Source organism: Komarekiella delphini-convector SJRDD-AB1, from assembly GCF_014831675.1.
Classification (GTDB): Bacteria; Cyanobacteriota; Cyanobacteriia; order Cyanobacteriales; family Nostocaceae; genus Komarekiella.
Genome location: NZ_VJXY01000013.1, coordinates 131,183 through 151,604, shown reverse-complemented (window position 1 = coordinate 151,604; position 20,422 = coordinate 131,183). Strand labels below are relative to the sequence as shown.

Annotated in this window: 18 protein-coding genes; 7 read left to right on the top strand and 11 right to left on the bottom strand. The window is 42.8% G+C overall.

Annotated elements, in window-relative coordinates; all coding sequences use genetic code 11:
• Window positions 1-51 precede the first annotated feature (51 nt).
• The 6 genes from FNW02_RS14175 to FNW02_RS14150 all read left to right on the top strand — a co-directional run bounded on the left by FNW02_RS14175 (window position 52) and on the right by FNW02_RS14150 (window position 4,489).
• On the top strand, window positions 52-573 hold the full coding sequence (locus FNW02_RS14175; RefSeq protein ID WP_191758173.1) for a hypothetical protein: 522 nt from the start codon (window positions 52-54) through the stop codon (window positions 571-573).
• A 182-nt stretch (window positions 574-755) separates the two neighbouring features.
• On the top strand, window positions 756-2,438 hold the full coding sequence (locus FNW02_RS14170; protein ID WP_191758172.1) for a type IV pilin-like G/H family protein: 1,683 nt from the start codon (window positions 756-758) through the stop codon (window positions 2,436-2,438).
• A gap of 32 nt (window positions 2,439-2,470) precedes the next feature.
• The gene (locus tag FNW02_RS14165) at window positions 2,471-2,638 is read left to right on the top strand and encodes a type II toxin-antitoxin system HicB family antitoxin (RefSeq protein WP_191758171.1); all 168 of its coding nucleotides are present in this window, start codon (window positions 2,471-2,473) and stop codon (window positions 2,636-2,638) included.
• A 15-nt stretch (window positions 2,639-2,653) separates the two neighbouring features.
• A complete protein-coding gene (locus tag FNW02_RS14160) occupies window positions 2,654-2,887 on the top strand; it encodes a hypothetical protein (RefSeq protein ID WP_191758170.1) in 234 nt (77 codons plus the stop codon).
• On the top strand, window positions 2,875-3,321 hold the full coding sequence (locus tag FNW02_RS14155; protein ID WP_191758169.1) for a type II toxin-antitoxin system VapC family toxin: 447 nt from the start codon (window positions 2,875-2,877) through the stop codon (window positions 3,319-3,321). The genes FNW02_RS14160 and FNW02_RS14155 overlap by 13 nt, the downstream gene beginning before the upstream one ends.
• Before the next feature lie 202 nt (window positions 3,322-3,523).
• The gene (locus FNW02_RS14150; RefSeq protein ID WP_191758168.1) at window positions 3,524-4,489 is read left to right on the top strand and encodes an aldo/keto reductase; all 966 of its coding nucleotides are present in this window, start codon (window positions 3,524-3,526) and stop codon (window positions 4,487-4,489) included.
• Between the two features lie 36 nt (window positions 4,490-4,525).
• On the opposite strand, the gene FNW02_RS14145 is transcribed toward FNW02_RS14150, so the two are convergent.
• From FNW02_RS14145 to purC, 7 genes are all read right to left on the bottom strand, one after another.
• Window positions 4,526-5,794 carry a DNA cytosine methyltransferase gene (locus FNW02_RS14145; protein ID WP_191758167.1) on the bottom strand — a complete coding sequence of 423 codons (1,269 nt, stop codon included), beginning with the start codon at window positions 5,792-5,794 and terminating at the stop codon, window positions 4,526-4,528.
• Between the two features lie 108 nt (window positions 5,795-5,902).
• Window positions 5,903-7,096, bottom strand: coding sequence for a lipid-A-disaccharide synthase (gene lpxB, locus FNW02_RS14140; protein ID WP_191758166.1), 1,194 nt, complete (start codon window positions 7,094-7,096; stop codon window positions 5,903-5,905).
• 92 nt (window positions 7,097-7,188) lie between these two features.
• Window positions 7,189-8,007, bottom strand: coding sequence for an acyl-ACP--UDP-N-acetylglucosamine O-acyltransferase (gene lpxA / locus FNW02_RS14135; RefSeq protein WP_191758165.1), 819 nt, complete (start codon window positions 8,005-8,007; stop codon window positions 7,189-7,191).
• A gap of 340 nt (window positions 8,008-8,347) precedes the next feature.
• Window positions 8,348-8,878: a 3-hydroxyacyl-ACP dehydratase FabZ gene (gene fabZ / locus FNW02_RS14130; protein WP_191758164.1), complete on the bottom strand. Its 531-nt coding sequence runs from the start codon at window positions 8,876-8,878 to the stop codon at window positions 8,348-8,350.
• Between the two features lie 79 nt (window positions 8,879-8,957).
• Window positions 8,958-9,806, bottom strand: coding sequence for a UDP-3-O-acyl-N-acetylglucosamine deacetylase (gene lpxC / locus FNW02_RS14125; RefSeq protein WP_191758163.1), 849 nt, complete (start codon window positions 9,804-9,806; stop codon window positions 8,958-8,960).
• 200 nt (window positions 9,807-10,006) lie between these two features.
• The gene (locus FNW02_RS14120) at window positions 10,007-12,601 is read right to left on the bottom strand and encodes a BamA/TamA family outer membrane protein (protein WP_191758162.1); all 2,595 of its coding nucleotides are present in this window, start codon (window positions 12,599-12,601) and stop codon (window positions 10,007-10,009) included.
• A gap of 114 nt (window positions 12,602-12,715) precedes the next feature.
• On the bottom strand, window positions 12,716-13,453 hold the full coding sequence (gene purC, locus FNW02_RS14115; protein ID WP_191758161.1) for a phosphoribosylaminoimidazolesuccinocarboxamide synthase: 738 nt from the start codon (window positions 13,451-13,453) through the stop codon (window positions 12,716-12,718).
• A 571-nt stretch (window positions 13,454-14,024) separates the two neighbouring features.
• Between purC and FNW02_RS14110 the strand changes: the two genes are divergently transcribed.
• Window positions 14,025-14,300 (top strand): DUF7219 family protein, encoded by a 276-nt coding sequence (locus FNW02_RS14110; RefSeq protein WP_191758160.1) that lies wholly within the window; start codon window positions 14,025-14,027, stop codon window positions 14,298-14,300.
• Window positions 14,301-14,350: 50 nt separating this feature from the next.
• Here FNW02_RS14110 and FNW02_RS38645 read toward each other — a convergent pair whose 3' ends face one another.
• The 4 genes from FNW02_RS38645 to FNW02_RS14085 all read right to left on the bottom strand — a co-directional run bounded on the left by FNW02_RS38645 (window position 14,351) and on the right by FNW02_RS14085 (window position 20,242).
• Window positions 14,351-17,368: a GAF domain-containing protein gene (locus tag FNW02_RS38645; protein ID WP_225225646.1), complete on the bottom strand. Its 3,018-nt coding sequence runs from the start codon at window positions 17,366-17,368 to the stop codon at window positions 14,351-14,353.
• 257 nt (window positions 17,369-17,625) lie between these two features.
• Window positions 17,626-18,762 (bottom strand): glycosyltransferase family 4 protein, encoded by a 1,137-nt coding sequence (locus FNW02_RS14095; RefSeq protein WP_191758159.1) that lies wholly within the window; start codon window positions 18,760-18,762, stop codon window positions 17,626-17,628.
• A 6-nt stretch (window positions 18,763-18,768) separates the two neighbouring features.
• Complete coding sequence (locus FNW02_RS14090; RefSeq protein WP_191758158.1) at window positions 18,769-18,951, bottom strand: hypothetical protein; 183 nt, start codon at window positions 18,949-18,951, stop codon at window positions 18,769-18,771.
• 136 nt (window positions 18,952-19,087) lie between these two features.
• The gene (locus tag FNW02_RS14085; RefSeq protein ID WP_191758157.1) at window positions 19,088-20,242 is read right to left on the bottom strand and encodes an NAD-dependent epimerase/dehydratase family protein; all 1,155 of its coding nucleotides are present in this window, start codon (window positions 20,240-20,242) and stop codon (window positions 19,088-19,090) included.
• Between the last annotated feature and the right edge of the window lie 180 nt (window positions 20,243-20,422).

Genomic DNA, 20,422 nt, shown 5'->3' with positions numbered 1-20,422 from the left:
GGGAATCCTGAGATAGAAGATTATTTTCTCAGCTTTTCTCTTTTACTGGTTATGACACAGCCTAATACTTTAGAACTTGCTAAACAAGGAGATACACAGGCGATCGCATCTTTGATGAACCGCCACCTACAACCCAAAGGCATTACTGCGACAGTTGCGCTTCAAGATGCTTGCTTACAGGTAATGCTGGAATCTGCTCAAGTAATGAATCAGCAAGCTTTAATTACATTTGTACACAAAGGGATAACTGGTTTAGGTGCTGCATCTATAGAAAGAGTGGAAGTTTACGCATACCAAACAGGCGAGCAGTTTCCTGTTTGGAGCCAAGAATTTAATCTAGGTGTAACAAAAGCAGAATTAGAAGCAGTAAATAATAAACAGCCTTCTACTAATCCTCAAGTTGTAACTATTTCTATTAACTTAAGTGGTGATACTGTCCGCGGATTAACAACCCAAAATTTTGAAAGTCTTGCTAATAAAATGACAAATGATATTTTTTCATCTTCTCAGAATATGTTTATTCAAAAGGTAAGTATTAGTAACGGCATATCTGTTATTACAATTGAACGCTAGTTTATTAGTTTTTTGTGGATAATCTTTGATAATGCAATGACTTTATTTGTAAGATTGAACGATTATACTAATTTAAATATATTTATACAGAAATGTTTATTTTGCTTATAAATAGGGAATCCTGATATAGACAATATTTTCTCAGGTTTTTGCATTTATTGGTTATGACACAGCAGAATATTTTGGAACTTGCTAAACAGGGAGATGCAGGGGCGATCGCATCTCTGATGAACCGCCAATTACAACCTAAAGGCATTACTGCAAAAGTTGCTTTTCAAGACGCTTGTTTGCAGGTAATGCTGGAATCTGCCCAAGTGCCTAATCAGCAAGCCTTAGTTACATTCGTCCGCAAAGGTATAACTGGCTTAGGTGCTGTATCTATTGAGAGAGTTAAGGTTTATGGACGACAAACAGGTGAGGAATTTCCAGCTTGGAGTCAAGAGTTGGAAATTTGCGAACAACAATCTGTAGTTCATAATGTAGAAACACAACAAAACCAACTTAGTCTGAAGGAACAGGCAAAGCAAGGCGATGTGGATAATATTACAACATTACTAAACATTGCCCTACAACACAAAAACATTACTGCAAAAATTAGCTTGCAAGATAGCTGCTTACAGGTGATGCTGGAATCCGATCAGATTCCGGTACAAACTTCAACTACGGTTGTCCGCCGAGAAATGATGATGATAAAGCCGGAATGCATTACAACCGTAAAAATTTACGGAAAACAGATTGGTAATGAGTTTCCGTCTTGGATTCAAGAATTTGATATATTAGCGCAACCAAATTCAAATCCTACTGTTACCAGTCAAGATAAAAGAGAGATTATAAATCAAGCATCAACATTAAAATCGCCCAACCTAACTATTAGCGTTAATGGTACGACAATTAACTTGAGCGGAGTCGAATCAATACTGCAAAGTAAAATATTAGGAGTTACTGGCTCTATTATTTTATTTATTGGAGTTTTCACTCCTATTGTAACTGCCCCAATGATAGGTAGTTTAAACTATTTTCATAATGGCAAAGGTGACGGAGTTGTTCTGCTCATATTAGCTGTTATCTCTCTGATTTTAGCAGTTAAAGAGAAGTATAAATGGCTTTGGTGGACAGGGCTTGCTTCTCTTGGAGTGATCATAATAGGATTGATAAATTTTCAAATACGAATATCTCAACTTAAATCGAATATGGAAGAAGAATTGGCTGGTAATCCGTTCAAAGGATTTGCTGATGTGGCGATTCAGTCAGTTCAGATTCAATGGGGATGGGTATTGCTAATTCTTGGTGCAGGTATGATTATAGCTGCCGCCATTATTCAAGAAAAGCAAAATATTTACCAGGTAGGTCATGTAAAGTATTTTTCTGACCTTTTTAATATTAAACAAGCAAAAAAGGCTTATATATTTTTAGGGTTAGTTTTGATTGGTGTTATCATACCAAAGATATTTATAGAAGTTAGTCATCAATTAGAATACAATCAGCAAGAAACAAAAGCAAAACAATCAGAAGCTAAAGTTTACATTGGTTCAATTAATAGAGGGCAACAAATTTTCCACCTAGAAAAAGATATCTTTGCTACTACCATAGAAGACTTAGAATTAAGTATTCGCTCGGAAACTAGTAACTATGTTTATAATATTGCTAGTACAGATAATTCACAAGCTATAACAACAGCTACGGCAAAAGAAGATGGATTAAGAAGTTATACGGGTGTTGTTTTCTTAGTGAAAGAAACAGATGAAGTTGAAATGAAAACTGCTACTTGTGAAACGAATTCAACATCAAAAACACCTCCTGAAAATCCTCAATTAGTAGGAAATGTCATTCAATGTCCATCTGGCTCTTCCCAGATAGACATATAAAAAATCCTCATTGAGGGTACTTACTTATAAAAATGAAAACCAAAACATTAACTGCCATTATTGACAAAGAGGAAGATATGTATGTAGCCGAATGTCCTGAAGTTGGCACAGTTGATCAAGGGGAAACAATTGAAGAGGCTATTGCTAATCTGAAAGAAGCTACAAGACTATACCTGGAAGAATCGATATTCCTACGTTAATGAGGATAAATTATCATGCTGAATGGACTCAGGCAAAAGGCGATAGTCAAGCCTGGTGGTGTAGTAGAAATCTGTTCTCCAGAACTTCCAGCAGGCGCAACTGTAGAGGTGATAGTACTTCTGGAATCACCCCTGAAGGAATCTGAAAAGCCTCTAACTAGCTTTCTCGGATCTGCTAGAGGGAGTTTTACCACTCCAGAAGAAGTCGATAAGTTTATTCGCCAAGAACGGGATGCATGGGAATCCTAAATGCTATTCAAGGCACACGGGTCTACCTCGATACCAATATTTGGATCTATGCTTTAGAAGGATATCCAGCATTCGTCCAAAACTTAACTCAGTTATTCCAAAATATTGAGCAGGGTAACTTGAGTGTAATAACTAGTGAACTTTCACTTGCTGAAGCATTAGTAAAACCGTTTCAAAATCAGGACTTAGCTCAACAGAAAACTTACAAACAGTTCATTAGCAATTCGCGGAATTTAACAGTGATTCCTGTCAGCCGTCAGGTCTTAATTGAAGCTGCTCAACTACGTGCCAGTGTCAATATTAAGTTACCCGATGCTATCTACGCAGCGACAGCGCTGTTGTCTCAATGCTCTACGTTTCTCACCAATGACCAGCGCTTTGAGAGTGTCCCTAGTTTATCAGTAGTAGTTCACCAACCCAATTTTGCCGTGTAGGCAAAGCAGGGGGAGAGGTGCAGCAGGGGGAGCAGGGGGAGAAAGAATTCTTTTTCAATAATGCTTTTTCTCCCCCAGCCTCTCCAGCTTCCTCAGCCTATCACCATGCAAAGTTTCCTTGGCAGACTAGTAGTTTTACTTTCTCAGATTAATTCTCTCTAGCTAACATAGAAGAAAAGCAATTTCGCCTTTAAAGCTAGCCATGACACAAAGACAGACGCGGCGTAATTTCTTAATGACCACCGCTGCTGTGACAGGTGGTATTGTGGCAACTACTGCCTTACAACAAAATGCCACCAACACCGCTACACCACCAGTAACAATGCCAGAAAGAGTACTAGGACGCACGGAAGTAAAAGTACCTATTTTCGGTTTAGGTGGAGCAGGACAAACGCCGCTATCTTGGGAAGGAAGAGAACGTGATGCTGTGGAAATTATTCAAAGAGCGCTGGAACTTGGCATCCGCTATTTTGATACTGCGGCTAGTTATGGCCCAAGTGAAGATTATTTAGGTAAAGTTCTACCACCCCACCGCTCAAAGCTGTTTTTAACAAGTAAGACTGATAAAAGAGATCGGGATGGTGCATGGCGAGAATTGGAGCGATCGCTTAAACGTCTCAACACTGATTATCTCGATTTATGGCAGTTGCATCACGTTTCTTTTTCCCAAGAACTAGATACTATCTTTGGTGCATCTGGTGCAATTAAAGCTATGGAAGAAGCCATACAGCAGAAACTCGTACGCTACGCAGGTATTACCGGACATCATGATCCTGAAGTGATTGCCGAAGGGCTACGTCGCTACCCCTTCCACACTACACTGATTCCCGTTAATGCCGCCGACAAACACCATCCGCGTCCATTTATTCCCGTAGTTCTACCAGTAGCTCAAGAAAAGAATGTCGGTGTAATTGCGATGAAAGTCCCGGCCTATGGACGGCTATTTAAACCAGGTGGGTTAACAGGTATGCAACAAGCTTTGGGATACACAATGTCTCAGCCTGGAGTTCATTGTTGTGTGATTGCAGCAGAAACAACTGCACAATTAGAAGCTAATGTCAAGATAGCGCGGGCTTTTCAACCCCTTAAGGAGCAAGAACTGACTGCGATCGCTCAACAAACTGCTGGTATTTGGGAAGATGGGACATTTTTCCGTGCTTGGACTTAGGGCAATTTGCAGATATTACAAGGCGATCGCTTAGCTTTAACAATTTCGTTGATAATATTGTGTTGCTTGTGACATATTAAGTTGCAAAAGCTTCTGTACTCCCAATTCGTATCGAACACTGGGTTTACAAAGTGAGATATTCAAACTACGAATAATCTCCGCTGCTACAGCCTTTGCTAGTAAGGGTGGTACAGAGTTACCGACTTGCCGGAATCCGTGCCATTTTGTCACATGAAATCTAAACCAATCGGGGTATGAATGCAGTCTCGCCGCTTCCCTGACCGTGATACAGCGGGGTGTAGATGGGTGAATTGGTCTTGGAGAAGTGAAAGAACCTTTATGCATATCTGTGCCTGCTCTTAAGGTGTTACAAACGCCAGCAGGATGTAGTTTATGGAAGCGGCTAATTGGCTCTCTTTCACCCTGAGTTGTATCAGCAAAGCGATTAATAGTTTCTATGGAGTGTTTTGTGCGGAGACTTGAAGAAAGAATTCGGGAATCGAATTCACGTTCGTAGGAATAATCATCTGCTAAAGTGCTAATACCGCGAAGTGTTAGAGCATAATTACTAGGCTTGCTATACTCCGCGATTACCCAATCTCTTTCTAATAATTCTGAGTATTTTTCTGCTTCTGGTAGATCTCCAATTGCCTCCCATACCGTCGGGCCATCTGGAAGAACAGATAAATTTTTGGATGTAGAATTATTTGGTAACGCTTGTTTAGTAATCGGCTGAGGATATTTCGGTAACTTTATATCCCCTCTCACCCCAATGAGGAATAATCTCTCACGAGACTGTGGTACTCCGTAATGGGCAGCATTTAAAACTTGGTAATTCTCCTCAACTTGATAGCCGTGAATCTTAAACTCGTCAATCAAGGTTGTGAGGATTTGTTTATGTTCACCGACTGTGATCCCCCGAACATTTTCCATTACAAAAAACTTCGGTTGTAACTCTAAAACTAGCCGATGAAAGTGAAATACTAATGAGTTTCGCGGGTCATCGAAAACTCGTTTACCAATTAGTGAAAACCCTTGACATGGTGAGCCACAAATTACGGCATCAATCTCACGATCGCCAATTTCAGATCTATCTCTAATTTCTTGCCCTGTTGTGTCCACAACACTTTTGCATAACACTGAGCAAAAGGGAAAATTAAACTCATGTGTTGCACAATGAATGGGGTCTATTTCTACAGATGCGAGCACATCAAAGCCAGCTTGTTCAAAGCCGAGGGTCATACCGCCTGCACCTGCGAACAAGTCAACTGCGATCGGTCTTTGTTTTCTCACTTCATGAGCCATGACACCTCTCTAGGGATTGGGTATCGGGGATCAGGTATTGGGGATTGGGTATCGGGTATTGAGAGTTAGAGGTTGAGAATTAGGGATTAGGTATTAGAAAACTCTTCCCTAGTGCCCAATCCCCAGTCCCCAGTCTCTAGTCTTTGGTAGCATTTGCAAAATTTCTTGAGCAGCGCGATCGCATACTCCCACTTCTCCCAAACACTGACGCATTTCCTTATAATCTGCCAAAGTTTGCTGTCTGCGTTCAGGATTTAGTAGTAATTCCATTACCGCTTGGGTAATATTTTCTGGTGTAGCTTGCTCTTGTAAAAACTCTGGCACAATCTGCTTCATAACCACTAAATTAGGCGGCGAGGCAAAAGGTATAGAACCTTTCAAGATTTTCCGCGCAATCCAAACAGTTATCGGATGCAGACGGTAAACTACCACTTGCGGCACGTTTAATAGAGCAAGTTCCAAGTTAACAGTGCCAGATTTGGTAATGGCGAAATCAACTGCAGCAAATACTTGCTTTTTTTGTTGACCTGATACAACTGTAGCCCGTAGACCATAACGCTCAATTGCCTGCTCAATTGGCTGTCTATAAATATCTAGAGACAGAGGAATCCAAAAATGAACTTCTGGTAATTTAGCTTGAATAGTTTGAGCAGCTTGGAAAATAACTGGTAAAAGATATTTTAGTTCTTGGCGGCGAGAAGCGGGGAGAAGTGCGATCGCAGTTTGTTCTGGTGCAATTCCCAATTTTGCCCGCGCCTCTTGGCGACTGGGAGCATCCTGCATTCGGTCAACCAAAGGATGCCCCACCCAACTTACTTTTGCGCCTTTCCCGCGAAAATAACGGGCTTCTTCTGGGAAAATTGCCAACAGCTTGTCTGTAAAGCTGACAATCCGGGCAGTATTACGTACATTTACTGCCCAAACCCATTCTTGGGGAGCTATGTAATACACTATGGGCACTCCTGGTAAATGCTGCTGCATATAAGTACCAATGCCAATATTAGGCCCCATGTAATCAATCAGCACCACTAAGTCAGGTGGATTTTGTTTGAGGTAGGCGATCGCCTGTCGTTGTACCTTAATAGTGGGCAAAATATAAGGCAAGCTTTCTAGAATACCCATTGAGCCAATACTACTGGTATTACCCAGCAAGGTTGCCCCTGCCTCTAGCATTTTTTCGCCACCTAGTGCCACAATTTCTAATTCCAAATTAGCAGCAGCAGCTTGACGCTTCAGCGCTGCAATTAGCAGCGAACCTTGCAAATCGCCAGACACTTCGCCAGTGCTGATAAATATCCGCATTTGATAATTAGTAAAAATTAGAAGTTCAAATTTAAAAATTCAGAAGTTAGGAGTTAGGAATGAAATTTCACTCCTAACTCCTAACAGATAATCTACGAATCATCGCTCACGCCCGGTTTACTCTTTCCGGGAACCAAACCACGTCTTCCTGACATCTGAGAAAGTAGCAGAAAGCGACGTAAGTACTGTAGTTGTTCTGTTTCCCCTAGCAGTTCCAACTGTTCCAAGGCGTCCTTAAAAGTCAAGTTAGAACGGTAGAGAATGCGGAAGGCTTTTTTGAGAATTTGTAATTCGCTTGAGTCCATACCAGAGCGTTTGAGTCCAATCAGGTTGAGGGTTCTCACCCGTGCCGGATTTCCTTCCACCAGCATATATGGGGGCACATCCCGGTCAATACGTGTCATACCGCCCACCATTGAGTGTCTGCCAATATGCACGAATTGATGGACACCCAAAACCCCACTCAGCCTAGCACGTGACTCGATGTGAACATGACCCGCCAAAGCTACAGAGTTGGCAATTACAACCTGGTCTTCAATAATGCAATTATGAGCTACATGGACGTAAGCCATCAGCAAGTTACCGTCACCAATCACCGTTGCTTCACCAGCACCGGTAGCACGGTTAATAGTAACGTACTCACGAATCAAGTTATTATCGCCAATTTTTACCCAGGTTGGTTCTCCCACAAATTTGAGATCCTGGGGTTCCATACCGATAGCTGCACCAGTAAAAATCTGATTTCGCGCCCCAATTTCACAAGGCCCTTCTAGCACTACATGAGCGCCGATTATAGTTTCAGGGCCTACTTTTACATGTGCGCCAATCACAGCATAAGCACCGACTTGCACTGTTGAGTGTAGTTCCGAGTTAGGATGAACTACAGCAGTTGGATGAATAAGCGTCTTCAAGGGTGAATCTCCAGAACTGTCTTAGGTAGCCAGCGCCTTTCCTTTTGGGAATGGCTTCGCCAGTTTACAAAGTTTAGAAAACCCTTCTTTAGGAATGGCTCACCCTACTTTGGTTGCCATTGAGGCGACTGGCGTTACTGAGCTTTAAAGTATTGAGTAAACGAAAGTGTCGGGCAAAGCAAGTTAAGTGTGTTCGCGCAGCGTCTCCGTCAGGAGAATAGAGGGCATCGAAAATCAAGAAATTATTAAGATGCTTTTGTGGCTTATTTTTTACTGCTATCCTCATTTAGGTTTCAGTAAAGGCACTTCACGGCTGTACTCACACCACAACAGCAAGTTTTTAGTTAATTAGAGAAAACATCAATTCGCCTTCAGTAGCGATCTGACCGTCAACCTCAGCAATAGCTCGCATCTTACTGAAACGACGTTGTTTTACCCATAACAGTTCCACGGTCATTACTAGCTGATCCCCTGGTACTACTTGGCGTCGGAAGCGGACTTTATCGATACCAGCAAAAACGAACAGTCTATCTTCAAATCCTGGCATTTGCTTTAGAACAATACCCCCAACCTGTGCCATTGCTTCTACAATTAGCACTCCTGGCATCAGTGGTCTTCCTGGGAAATGCCCTTGAAAATGAGGTTCGTTGACAGTAACGTTTTTAACGCCTACAGCCTGTTTATTTGGTATGTAGTCGATAATCCGGTCTACAAGTAAAAATGGGTAGCGGTGGGGTAGCAGTTTTTGAATTTCTTCAGAGACAAGAGTCGTTTTAGTCTCAGATGTAATTGTAGTCTCATTAGTAGCTTCTTGTTCGGTAGATGTCGGTGTCGTCGTATCGGTGCTGTTCACTTTGGTAAGGATTGACATTGGCAGTATGGTTAATTTTTAATCTGGGAACGTAAGTAGGCGTGAGTTAAAACCCTTTGAGCTTTTTATTGCCCAGACTTTAGCTTTGAGAAGCTAAAATCTTTTGCGCTAGTTGAATGTGTAAATTATGACTGGCTTTATACGCTAAGAAATGAGCGCGGGGAAAAATTCCTAGTAAACTCAAATCTCCTACTAAATCCAAGATTTTATGACGTACTGGCTCATTTGCAAATCTTAATGGTGGATTTAGCCAACCTTCAGGCCCACAAACAAGTGCATTATCCAAACTGCCACCTTTGATTAACCCTGACTGCTGTAGATGTTCAATCTGATGTAGCAATCCAAAGGTACGGGCAGGAGCAATTTCCGCAGCAAAGCTGGCAGAAGCATTTCCTACGACAGTTGGCGACCAGCTGTGCCATTGATTACCAATAGCGTGTAGGTCGAAGTCAATACCATAACTAAAACGGGTTTCTGCTGCGGGTAGGGCACAAGCAAAAGCATCGCCTTGATATACATATATTGGCTCTTTAACAGCCAAGGAAATTTGATTGTTAGTAGTTGATTGTGATACCAAGCCAACTTGAGCGATATCGGCTGTCCATATCCTTGCCGAACCATCTAAAAGCGGTACTTCCGGCCCATCAATTTCAATGCGGGCGTTATCCACACCCATACTTGAAAGTGCTGCCAACAAATGCTCTACTGTACAAACGTATACTTCACCTTTACCAAGCTGAGTTGAGAGAACAGTTTGACTAACCGCCGCAACTTGGGCTGGAATAATCGGTAAGTCCGGCAAATCCACCCGCACAAAGTAGCGCCCACTTCCTGCCTCAGTTGGTAGTATCCGTACACGGGTACTCACACCACTATGCAGTCCCACCCCTGTTTGGGTGATTTCCGCAGCTAAAGTGTGCTGTTGCATAGACAAAAATTTAATATATGTTGTTTGGTAGTGTTCATGGTTAGTTTGAGCCAAACCCTGATATGTGACTAAAAATGTCACTAGTACCTGTATCGAAATAGTATTAAGGCAAATGTAAAAATTAGCAAGCTAATAAAAAACAGATTGGTCAAGGGTCAAGAGTCAAGGGTCAATATTTTGACTTTTGACTCCTGACTAACTTAAAATCTTTCACCAATACCAAAGTTGATGCGACTATCACCATCATCGTTAATGCCGTAGTCAATGCGAATTGGCCCTAATGGCGACTGTACGCGCACGCCAAGACCATAGCCATAGCCGCTGCCGTTTTTGTTCAAAACTTCAGCTGTCCTGGTACTAGTTCCCAGGTCAGTACCAAGATCAAAAAATAGTGCGCCGCTGACTACCGAGAAAACTGGGAAGCGATACTCAACTGATGCTTGCACATAAGTACGTCCACTACCTAGTGCTCCTTCTTCATAACCCCGGACAGAGTTGCTACCACCAAGGCTAAAGGCTTCGTAGGGCGGCAAATCACCAAGGATAGTTCCCGCTTGCAAGTTAAACGCCAGGGTTTGTGGCCCTTTAGTGAAGTTAGTAAAGCTCACGGGTAAATATTGGCTGTAGCTACCTCTTAATCTGGTAAGGAAAATGCTACCTAGTCCTATTGGCACTGACTGATCAACCCCAAAACGCAGGTAAGAACCGCTGGTGGGTTGCAAGGGATTATTACGGAGATCGCGTTGTGCGCCTAATTGGACTAACACTAAATCGTCTTCACCTTCCCCAGAGAAGCTCAGAGGAACTGTTGTGCCAGGGCGGAGGGTTCCATCATCATTGAATATCGCTCCTTCTCTTCTCAGGTCGCCATCACGATCGCGGGTGGAAACTCGTTGATACTGTAAACCTGCTGAAGCCGTCCATTCTGAAGGTCTGTAGGGATTGGCACTCAAAGGACGGGTAAAGGTGATACCGCCACCTAAACGGAGAACACGGGGGCGATCGCCTTCATCTGTTTGCCCCTCTTGAAAAGTCCTAATGTCATCATCTTTGCCATCAAAAATCAACGAAATGGAACTGCGGCGAAAAATATTGGTAGTGTAAGAAGTCCGGTACGGATCTCCCGCAATCCAGGGGTCTGTAAATCGCAGGTCAAACAGCAGTTCTCGCTGTCCCACTTGCACCTCTGCCCCCAGTTTTTGGTTTCTGCCGTTCAGGTTTTGCTGCTGATAGCTAACGGTACCAAACAGTCCACTGGCAGAACTAAACCCAGCCCCAGCGGCAATAGAACCACTGCTACGCTCAGCCACATTCACTACTACATCGACTTTGCTGGGGTCAGTACCAGGGTCAAGGGAGACATTCACGTCTTCAAATAGTCCCAGTCCATATATCCGCTGTAAGTCTCTTTGCACTGTGTTGCGGTTAAATACTTGTCCGGGCTTCAACTCCACTTCTCGTGTAATAATATACTCCTGTGTCAGACCCCGAATCGGTTGTCCCTTCTCGTCTGTCTCCTGACCCTCTTTATTACGGAACCGGACTCTAATGTTCTCGACTACACCTTCTGCTACTTGTAGTGTCACAACTCCGTTTTCAGCGACTTGTGGCGCTCCAATTACGTTAGCTAGCACGTAACCTTGATCTTGATATCGCTTGGTTAACTGCTTGATGCCTTCCTGCAAGTCACGCAAGTTGAGAATTCTGCCGTACTGTTCACGAAAGATTTCATCCACTGTGTTAGCTGGGATCACAGAGGCTACCCCAGTGCCAGGATTGGCCTGCACTTGCACTTTAGACAAAACGGGGTTTGGCTGTACGATAAAGCTGACGCGCACTCCTAAAGGGGTATCTTCTGGAGTTGCTTGAACATTGGAGAAGAAACCAGTACCAAAGATGGCGTTAATATCTTCTTGCAGTTGGGAGCGGGTTGTCGTTCGTCCTGGTTGGGTACGAATGACTCTGTAAACTTGGCTTTCTAGTTCTGGTGATAATTGTCCTGTCTGAGATGTGATTGCTACCTCCGACACCAACACACGAGGCTCATTTGCTTCCGAGTTAGGAGATGGCTGTTGAGTATTTCCTGGTGTTGTAGGGAATGCAGGCGGATTGACATTCTCCTGACTGGGAGTGGTGTCAGGTGTTGAGAAAGGAGCTTGTTGCTGAGTTCCTGGGGCTGGGACTGGAATTTCTGGAGCGGGAGACGGCTGTTGAGTATTTCCTGGTGTTGTGGGGACTACAGGTGTTGCTGCGGGCGGGTCGAAATTTTCTTGACCAGGAGTGATGCCAGGCGTTAAGAAAGGTGTTTGCTGTTGAGTCTCTGGGGATACAGGTGTAGGCGCAGGCTGGTTGCCATCGTCCAGATTTGGAGTGCTGCTAGGGATTGAAGAAGGTATTTGTTGTTGAGTAGCTGGAGGTGAGATTTCTGGAGTAGGAGATGGCTGTTGAGTAGGATTTTGGTTGATTTGAGGAGTTTGTGCAGTTTTTGGCGTCGTGGCAGTTGGCACTATTATTTCTGATGTTGCCAGCGATGCTGAGTTAACTGTTAATGCTTTGACAGATGGAGATTGCAGAGAATCTACCTTGAGAACCTCTTTCGATTTGAGGCGAGATTTTAGCCTTTCAATAGAATGAACCCGAAGATCGCTGTCCTTTTCTAGTTGCTGATTTGTTTCTAGAGTAGAAATCTCTGTTGTCTGTTTTAAACTATCAGCGGTTTGTGCATTTGCACTTAATGAGCCGCCCAAAGGGGCTGCAATTGCCACCGTTGCCACCAATACGGGGGATAAACGCATTTTATTTACATTCCTCTTCACGACCACACACCATTACGGACTTGTCATTTGTCATTAGTTACAAAGGAAAAATGACAATGGGCAATCCACACGAGTTTAGTTTATTTTTGCCCACTAATTATTACTTTCTACTGCTTTTAAGACTCTTTGTAAGACCTCCTGGTAGGCATTCTCTACATTTCCTAAGTCTCGGCGGAAACGGTCTTTGTCCATTACTCGGCGGTTAGAGTCACCCTCTGCTGTATCCCACAAACGGCAGGTGTCGGGGCTAATTTCATCTGCCAAGAGCAACTGCTGTTGTGAGTCCAAACCAAACTCTAGTTTGAAGTCTACTAGGGTAATACCGCATCGCTGCCAAAAGTCTTTAAGAAACTCGTTGATTTGTAGTGCTAGATGTATAATTGCGTCCACTTGTTCCGAAGTGGCTAGTTCCATTAGGTATAGGCGATCGCGTGTCAGCAAAGGATCTCCTAATTGATCGTTTTTATAATAAAACTCTACCAAAGGCTGTTTCAGAACTGTGCCTAGTGGCAACCCTGTTTGCTGGCACAGGCTTCCAGCAGCAATGTTTCTGACAACCACTTCTAATGGCAAAATCTTCACTGCTTTGACTCGCATTTGATTAGGAACAGGGCTGTCAATAAAGTGAGTTTTAATGCCATGTACCTCCAATTGCTGAAATAACTGGCTGGAAATACTACAGTTAATTTTTCCCTTTCCTTGGATGCTGCCACGCTTTTGGGCGTTAAACGCAGTGGCATCGTCTTTAAAATCAGCCAACAAGACTTCTGGATCGTCTGTTGTATAGAGAATTTTTGCTTTGCCTTCGTATAGCTTGGAATTAACAGACATGGTGGCAGATAAAGTTTTAGGCGATTAGCAGCTTTTGTCCTTTCAGGCTTCACTATTTTATCTTTAGTTATTAGCCATTAACCATTTAGTCGGTTAACCCTGGTTGGTAGCTAGGGACACAAAACTCCTAGATGACATCTAACTTTTAACAGACGATAATTATCTTTGGTACGTGATATGTTCTATATGAGTCTTTCTATCTACTTAGTTGTAATTATTTTTGCAGAAATAAAATTATAATAATATATACAAGTATTAAAAAATACTTAGTAATTAGTGGGTTCAAGTGAAGTTAATTACAACTAGAGTTTTGATAAATAAAGAAATAAATTGGCAATTGGCAGGAAGGTAAACTATCCTATGTTGTCAGTGTTAAAGATGCTTTATTTGTAAACTTGGATGAAAGTACTTCAACTTTTATCCTCTAGCATCAAAGCCCAAATCGACCAACTCCCGCACAACCTTTCTGGAAGAAGGATTCGATGATTTTATTTCTCCTAGTCTGACAAAGATGTAAATGAGAAGGCTAGTGATTCTGCTTTAAATATTAAAACAGGAGTGAGTTAAATAAATGGAGAGAAAAATAGTGAACAAAGATGATTTTCTCTATCCTCGTGGTCGTTACTATGGTCAGGTAAAGCCAGAAAACTTGGTTTTTAATGCAAATCTACAGGAATTTGCCCAAAGAGTCAGCTACATTTGCAATTTAGAAACAGGTGGAAAACTACCTCCAGGTGAAGCTTACGAACAAATCAAGGATTTGTGGAAACAGTTGAAACGCACAAAAAAACAACTAAAAATTGGCGAAGAACCGTTTCAGAGTGACCAAGGTGATCTTGAAGATTGAGAAATTAGTTCAAAGTCCAAATATTGACTTTTGACCTTTAACCTTTTTGATTATTTAACAATCATTGTCCAGACACCATCCCAAGATTTGGGAGGTGGCGTTTGTTGGTAATTACGAGCACGTTCTAGGTGGATATCAATAGCTTGGTCTGTGGGTCGGATGCATTTAGCAGCTTCAAAGCAGCCGATCGCCTGTTGAAAATTGCGTGATAAATAAGCAGCACGTCCAGTTTGGTAATGGAATAAAAATTCTTGAGTGTTGGCGTCTAGGGGGGTGCTGCGATCGCCAATTAACTCGTAGATGTTTACTGCTTGGTGTTTACCTTTGACCCGAATTTTATCCAACTGACGCACCCAAATGCGATCGCTGCACATTTGGTAAGTAAATTCACTTAAAAGAATGTCACAGCCATATTCCTTAGTGACTCCTTCTAAGCGCGAACTCAAATTTACACTATCCCCAATGACGGTATAATCCATCCGTTTGCGAGAACCTATATTCCCTGAAACAACTTCGCCAGAACTAATTCCAATACCAATATGGATTTGTGGTTGTGCCTGGATAATTCGCCGCTGATTAAATTCCTCTAGGCGATGTCGCATATCCAACGCCGATTGCACCGCCCTCCAAGCATGATTTTCTGTCAGTGGTAGTGGCGCACCAAATACCGCCATTAAGGCATCACCAATAAACTTATCCAAAGTGCCTTCGTAGTTAAAAACTGCCTCTACCATTGTTTCAAAATACTGATTGAGCAGTGATACCACCTCAGCCGCACCGAGATTTTCTGTAAGTGTTGTATAGCCCCGGATATCAGAAAATAAGATAGTTACTTCCTTGCGCTCGCCTACCATTAAGGCATCTTCTCCCAGTGCCATAACTTGCTCAGCTACATGTGGCGTCAGGTATCGAGACATGGTAGTTTTCATCCGTTTTTCCTGGCTGATATCTTCCAAAACTACCAAACCACCCCTCACTCCGCCTTCTGGGTTAGTCAAGGGATTGACAGTAAGATTGATGCTGCGTTCTAATTTTTGTACCTGGTTAGAGGTGAGGAACTCAGATTGGGGAGTCATAGGTTGATTCCAGGGAATGAAAACATCTGGGTTAGTGCGATCGCGCACTGCTAAAATGTAACAACCTTGTTGATTATTGGATAATACAGAGCTAGCGCCATGATGAGCCAGCTTTGTAGGAGGGCTTACCGACTCATGGGATTGACGAAAAGGTTCTCCAATCTGGGTAGCAGATGCGTTGGGAAATCCAGATGTTGTAACAGTTTTAAAGGCCGTAAGTGGGTGAGAGTAAGGATCGCCTTGAGGAACTAGCTCTACTGGCTTGTCTTCCAACTGAAATGAACTAGTGGTGTGCTGTGTGATCGCAACTTTCGTCAGTTCTGGCGATTTGTGGACACCTTCTGGGCTGCTTCCCGAAGGGTAGGTACTAATATTTGACTCATGTTCTTGAGTTTCACTCTTTACCCAGCGCTCAGCAACGTTATTTGATACAACAGGAGGAGTTTCGCGATCGCCCTTGGTGTCCTCTTCTAAGGAAAAAAGTTCTGATAGTTGGAAGTCTCCGTTTTGACAACTTTCTTGCACGCACTGATCCTTCAGTACTTGGTAAACTCCCACTGTCAAACTTTGCTCCGGCACATAATGTTTAGCCCCAGTTTTTAAACTGTCTACCAGCCGCATTTGAAGATTTTCAATCGGTACAACCTCCCAAACTAGGCGACTGATCAAATTTTGTTCCCATAAAAGCTTGTTATTTTTGGTATTAGCCTCTCCCAGAGGACAACCCAGTAACTCCAGTGCCGCATCATTAATTGTGACAATCCGACCTGCCATATCTGTAGAGATCACAGCATCCGACAGACTTTGCAAAATATCTTTTTGATACTGTTTTTCTAAAAGCACATTTTCAAACAGGCGGGCATTTTCTAGAGCAATTCCGGCTTGGATATTAAAGGCCCGCATAAACTCTTCATCAGAGGCGGTAAAACTGCCTTGTTGCTTATTAATTAATTGTGTGACGCCAATCAATTCATTTGCCGAATTAAATACTGGCAAACACAAAATATTACGAGTTACATACCCAGTTTTTTTATCTGTAGTCGGGTCAAAGCGGGGGTCTTTGTAGGCATCGGGAATGTTTAACGCTTCACCAGTGGAAGCTACATAACCAGCAATACCACGGTTGGCAGAAATGCGGATTTCTACTAAGTTTGTGCCATCCGCTGCTACTGCTACCTTCGTCCAGAGTTCACTCATCTCTTTACGATACAAAAATAGCGTGCTGCGGTCTGCTTGCATTAAAATCCGAGCCTGCTCCATAACTATCTGCAAAGTTGCTTCTAAATCCAGACTTTGCCCAAGTGTTTGAGTTGCCCGCAATAGAGCCGTTGCTCCTCGCTGATTGCGAGCTGCTACGTAAAAGGATTGGCAGCTTTCCAGAATAATGCCAATAGAAGAGGCAAAGTCTCGAAAACGCTCCTCATCATCCTGATTAAAAGGAATATCCCCAGTTTTATTAGCCAGTTGTACTACTGCTACAGTCTGGTTTTTGCTACTCACAACTGGCATACATAAAATATTGTGAATCTCGTAGCCCATCTGTTTTTCTAATTCTGGGCTGAATAAAGGGTGAGTAGAGGTTTCAGATATATTCAGATATTCACCTGTACTGGCAACATGACCTGGGATACCAACTGTAATAGGGGTACGAATTTCTAAGAATTTTTGAGTATTACCTTGAGGAACTTTTGACCATAGCTGACCTTTGTCATAGTCAACTAAAAAAATGGCTGTGTGTTCTGCCTGGAGAATTTGACCAATTTTGAGTGTGATGGCTTCTAGCACTTTCTCCAACATAGTTTCTAGAGCTTCATTATTAATCAGTTCAATGGCTCTTAGGAATTGTTGGAATTCAGCAGTGATGAAGTCTAGTAGGCAAACAAATTCGTTAACAGATAAGTCTTTGACGCGACGCAGTAGAGCGTGAGTACGATTAACTTGAGTAAGTTCAGTTAATGTAGCCAGGACGCTACCAGGGTTGGGGAGTGTCATGGGAATTTTAGATTTTAGATTTTGCGGAAAGTCTGTAGCAAGATCCCGCAGGGTGCGGAGGCTTCCTCCGTTGACGTAGCCCGCTGTAGCGAAAAGTTCTGCGGGAGGGTTTCCCTCCGCAGGAAACTTTTCAAGACAGGCATCAGAACTTTCCAAGACAGATTTTAGATTTTTACTTTTACATATCATTTAATTTTTAAATCAACGTTTCCAGAATTTTGGGGCGGGGGTTCCCGCCTTAGAAATCAAAATCCTACTTAAACAGCTTTGTCTAACTGTTGCGAAAATATTACTTTTTGATAGTAGTTTTGTAGCTGGCGCGTGGCAGATCCCCAACCCCAACTCTCTGCTTCTTGACGAGCATTTTGACGAATGATGTCTCGTTGTTGTTTTTGTTGTAAGAGGCGAACGGTAGCAGCAATCGCCTCTTGAATGTCTGCTGTTGGCTCAAAAAGATATCCATTTACCCCGTCTGTCACAATATCAGGAATTCCTCCAGAACGGGCTGCAACCACTGGACACCCAGCGGCCATTGCTTCTAGTAGCACTAATCCTAATGTTTCTGTACGCGAAGGAAAGATAAATGCATCAGCGCTAGCAAAGGCAGAGCCTAACTCTTGTCCCATAAGATATCCGACAAAATGAGTGTTTGTGCCAGTAAAGTGTTTTTGCAGGGCTTGACGGTGCGGGCCATCCCCTACCAATGCTAATCGAGCTTCGGGAATTGCCTCTAAAATTGGTCTGATGCGCTCAATTTCTTTTTCAGCAGAAAGACGCCCAACGTAAAGTAGCAAAGGACTTTCGGGATGATTCTGCGACAAACGCGATCGCATTTCGACACTAGCCAAATCGGGGTGAAATAATTCTGTATCCACTCCCCTTTGCCATAAATCCACCCGTTCAATACCGTGTGCCGTCAGTTCTTCCATCATCGCTGTGGAGGTACACAGATTTAATGCTGCTTGATTATGAGCACTTTTGAGCAATTCCCACAAAAACCCTTCTAACATACCCAAGCCATAATGCTGGAGATACTGGGGTAAATGCGTATGATAAGACGCCACTAAGGGAATCTTGAGCATTTTGCTATAAAATATCCCAGATAAACCCAAAACTGCTGGGTTTACCACATGAATGATATCTGGCTTAAACTCTTCTAAGGCGTAACCAATGGCTGGACGAGGAAGTGCCATTTTTAATTCTGGATACAATGGGAGAGGAAAGCCAGTAACGCCGTAAACTTTAGCTCCTTTGTGTTCAGTAATACCTCCATCAGGGGCAATAACTAGCACTTGGTCACTATTGCGCTGTAGATGGTCAACGGTGTGACGCAAGCGCGTTACAATACCATCAACCTTGGGCAAAAAGGTTTCGGTGAATAGGGCAATTCTCATAAAAAACTATTCAGTCCAGGCAGATAATCCCAGCTTGTTTTGTATTTCGGTATCAAACACACAGTAAACTGTCTCGCGTGCTGTAATCAATTCTGCACAGTCAGACTTAATGTTTTTCTGCTGCTTTCGTACAAAATCCGAGATGTCCTCAATGTTCACAAGCCAATTTTTGGCGTAAGCATCCAGCATTTTACTACTAGTTGGATGATACGTTTAATAAATAATAATTAATTGGTCGTCATACTGTGCTAAGAGATGACGACCAGTTTGAGTTTAGCGACTTACTTGAGTTAAACAGGTGTTACCAGTTGTACCCAGGTTTACCCTAATTTCTATGCCAAGAGACTTTGGGCAAAATTTGCTTGTTATCAACTCGTTTCTGATACTTGATGGCAAAGTTCAACAAAGAATCAAGCAAAGAATCAGAAAGCAAGTGAGGCTGTAAACCTAAATCAAGCAATTTGGTGTTTTTAGCGTTGAAGTAATGTTCTTCTTTTTCAACTCTGGGATTATCGAGATGATTGATGTCTACATTCAATCCCAATGCGTTCCCAGCTTTTTTCACCATCAATGCCAAATCACCGACGCTGAATTGCTCGGTAAATTGGTTAAATACGCGGAACTCTCCAGGTTGGGCAGGGTTAGCGATCGCTAATTCAACACATCGCACTGTATCGCGAATATCTAAAAATCCGCGAGTTTGTCCACCTTTACCGTAAACGGTGAGGGGGTGTCCAATAGCTGCTTGAATGCAGAAGCGGTTTAGTGCAGTGCCAAACACTCCATCATAATCCAGACGATTAATCAAAAGTTCGTCCATCCCCGTTTCTTCGGTTAAGACGCCGTAAACTACACCTTGATTTAAATCAGTTGCTCGCAATCCCCAAATCCGGCAAGCAAAATGGATATTGTGACTATCATGAACTTTGCTTAAATGGTACATTGAACCGGGCTGCTTGGGATAAGGCAAAGTATCTTTGCGCCCGTTGTGTTCTATGGTGATATACCCTTCTTCTATATCAATGTTGGGTGTACCATATTCACCCATTGTTCCCAGTTTCACCAAATGACAGTCAGGGAAATCCTCCCGCATGGCATACAGCAAATTGAGAGTGCCGACTACATTATTTACCTGTGTCAGAACCGCATGTTCGCGGTCAATCATCGAAAATGGAGCCGAACGTTGCTCACCAAAATGCACTATGGCGTTTGGCTGAAATTTGTGTAAAGTTCTTTGGAGAAACTCATAATTGGTAATGTCTCCGACAAAAAAGTCAATAGACTTACCAGTCAAATCTTGCCAGCGCTGGAGGCGTTGCTGAATTGGCGCGATCGGGGTAAGAGTTTCGACACCCAGTTCGTTATCCCAGTGCCGCCGCACCAAACTATCTAAAATCCCAACTTGATAACCTCGATTGGAAAGGTAAAGAGCGGTTGCCCAACCGCAATACCCATCGCCACCAATAACCAGGACTTTCATCTTAACCAGTTTTTACTCGCTGATAGCTAAATCTATCAGGTTTATGTCCCCTCTTTATCATCATTCTGAAAGAGATGTGGAAATGAGGATACAACAAGCGAAGAAAGCAGTGGCAGCAGAGCTAGCTAAAATAACAAAATTCCGTTGTAAAAAGCCAGGATGAAAAGATGAAGTAAGAGA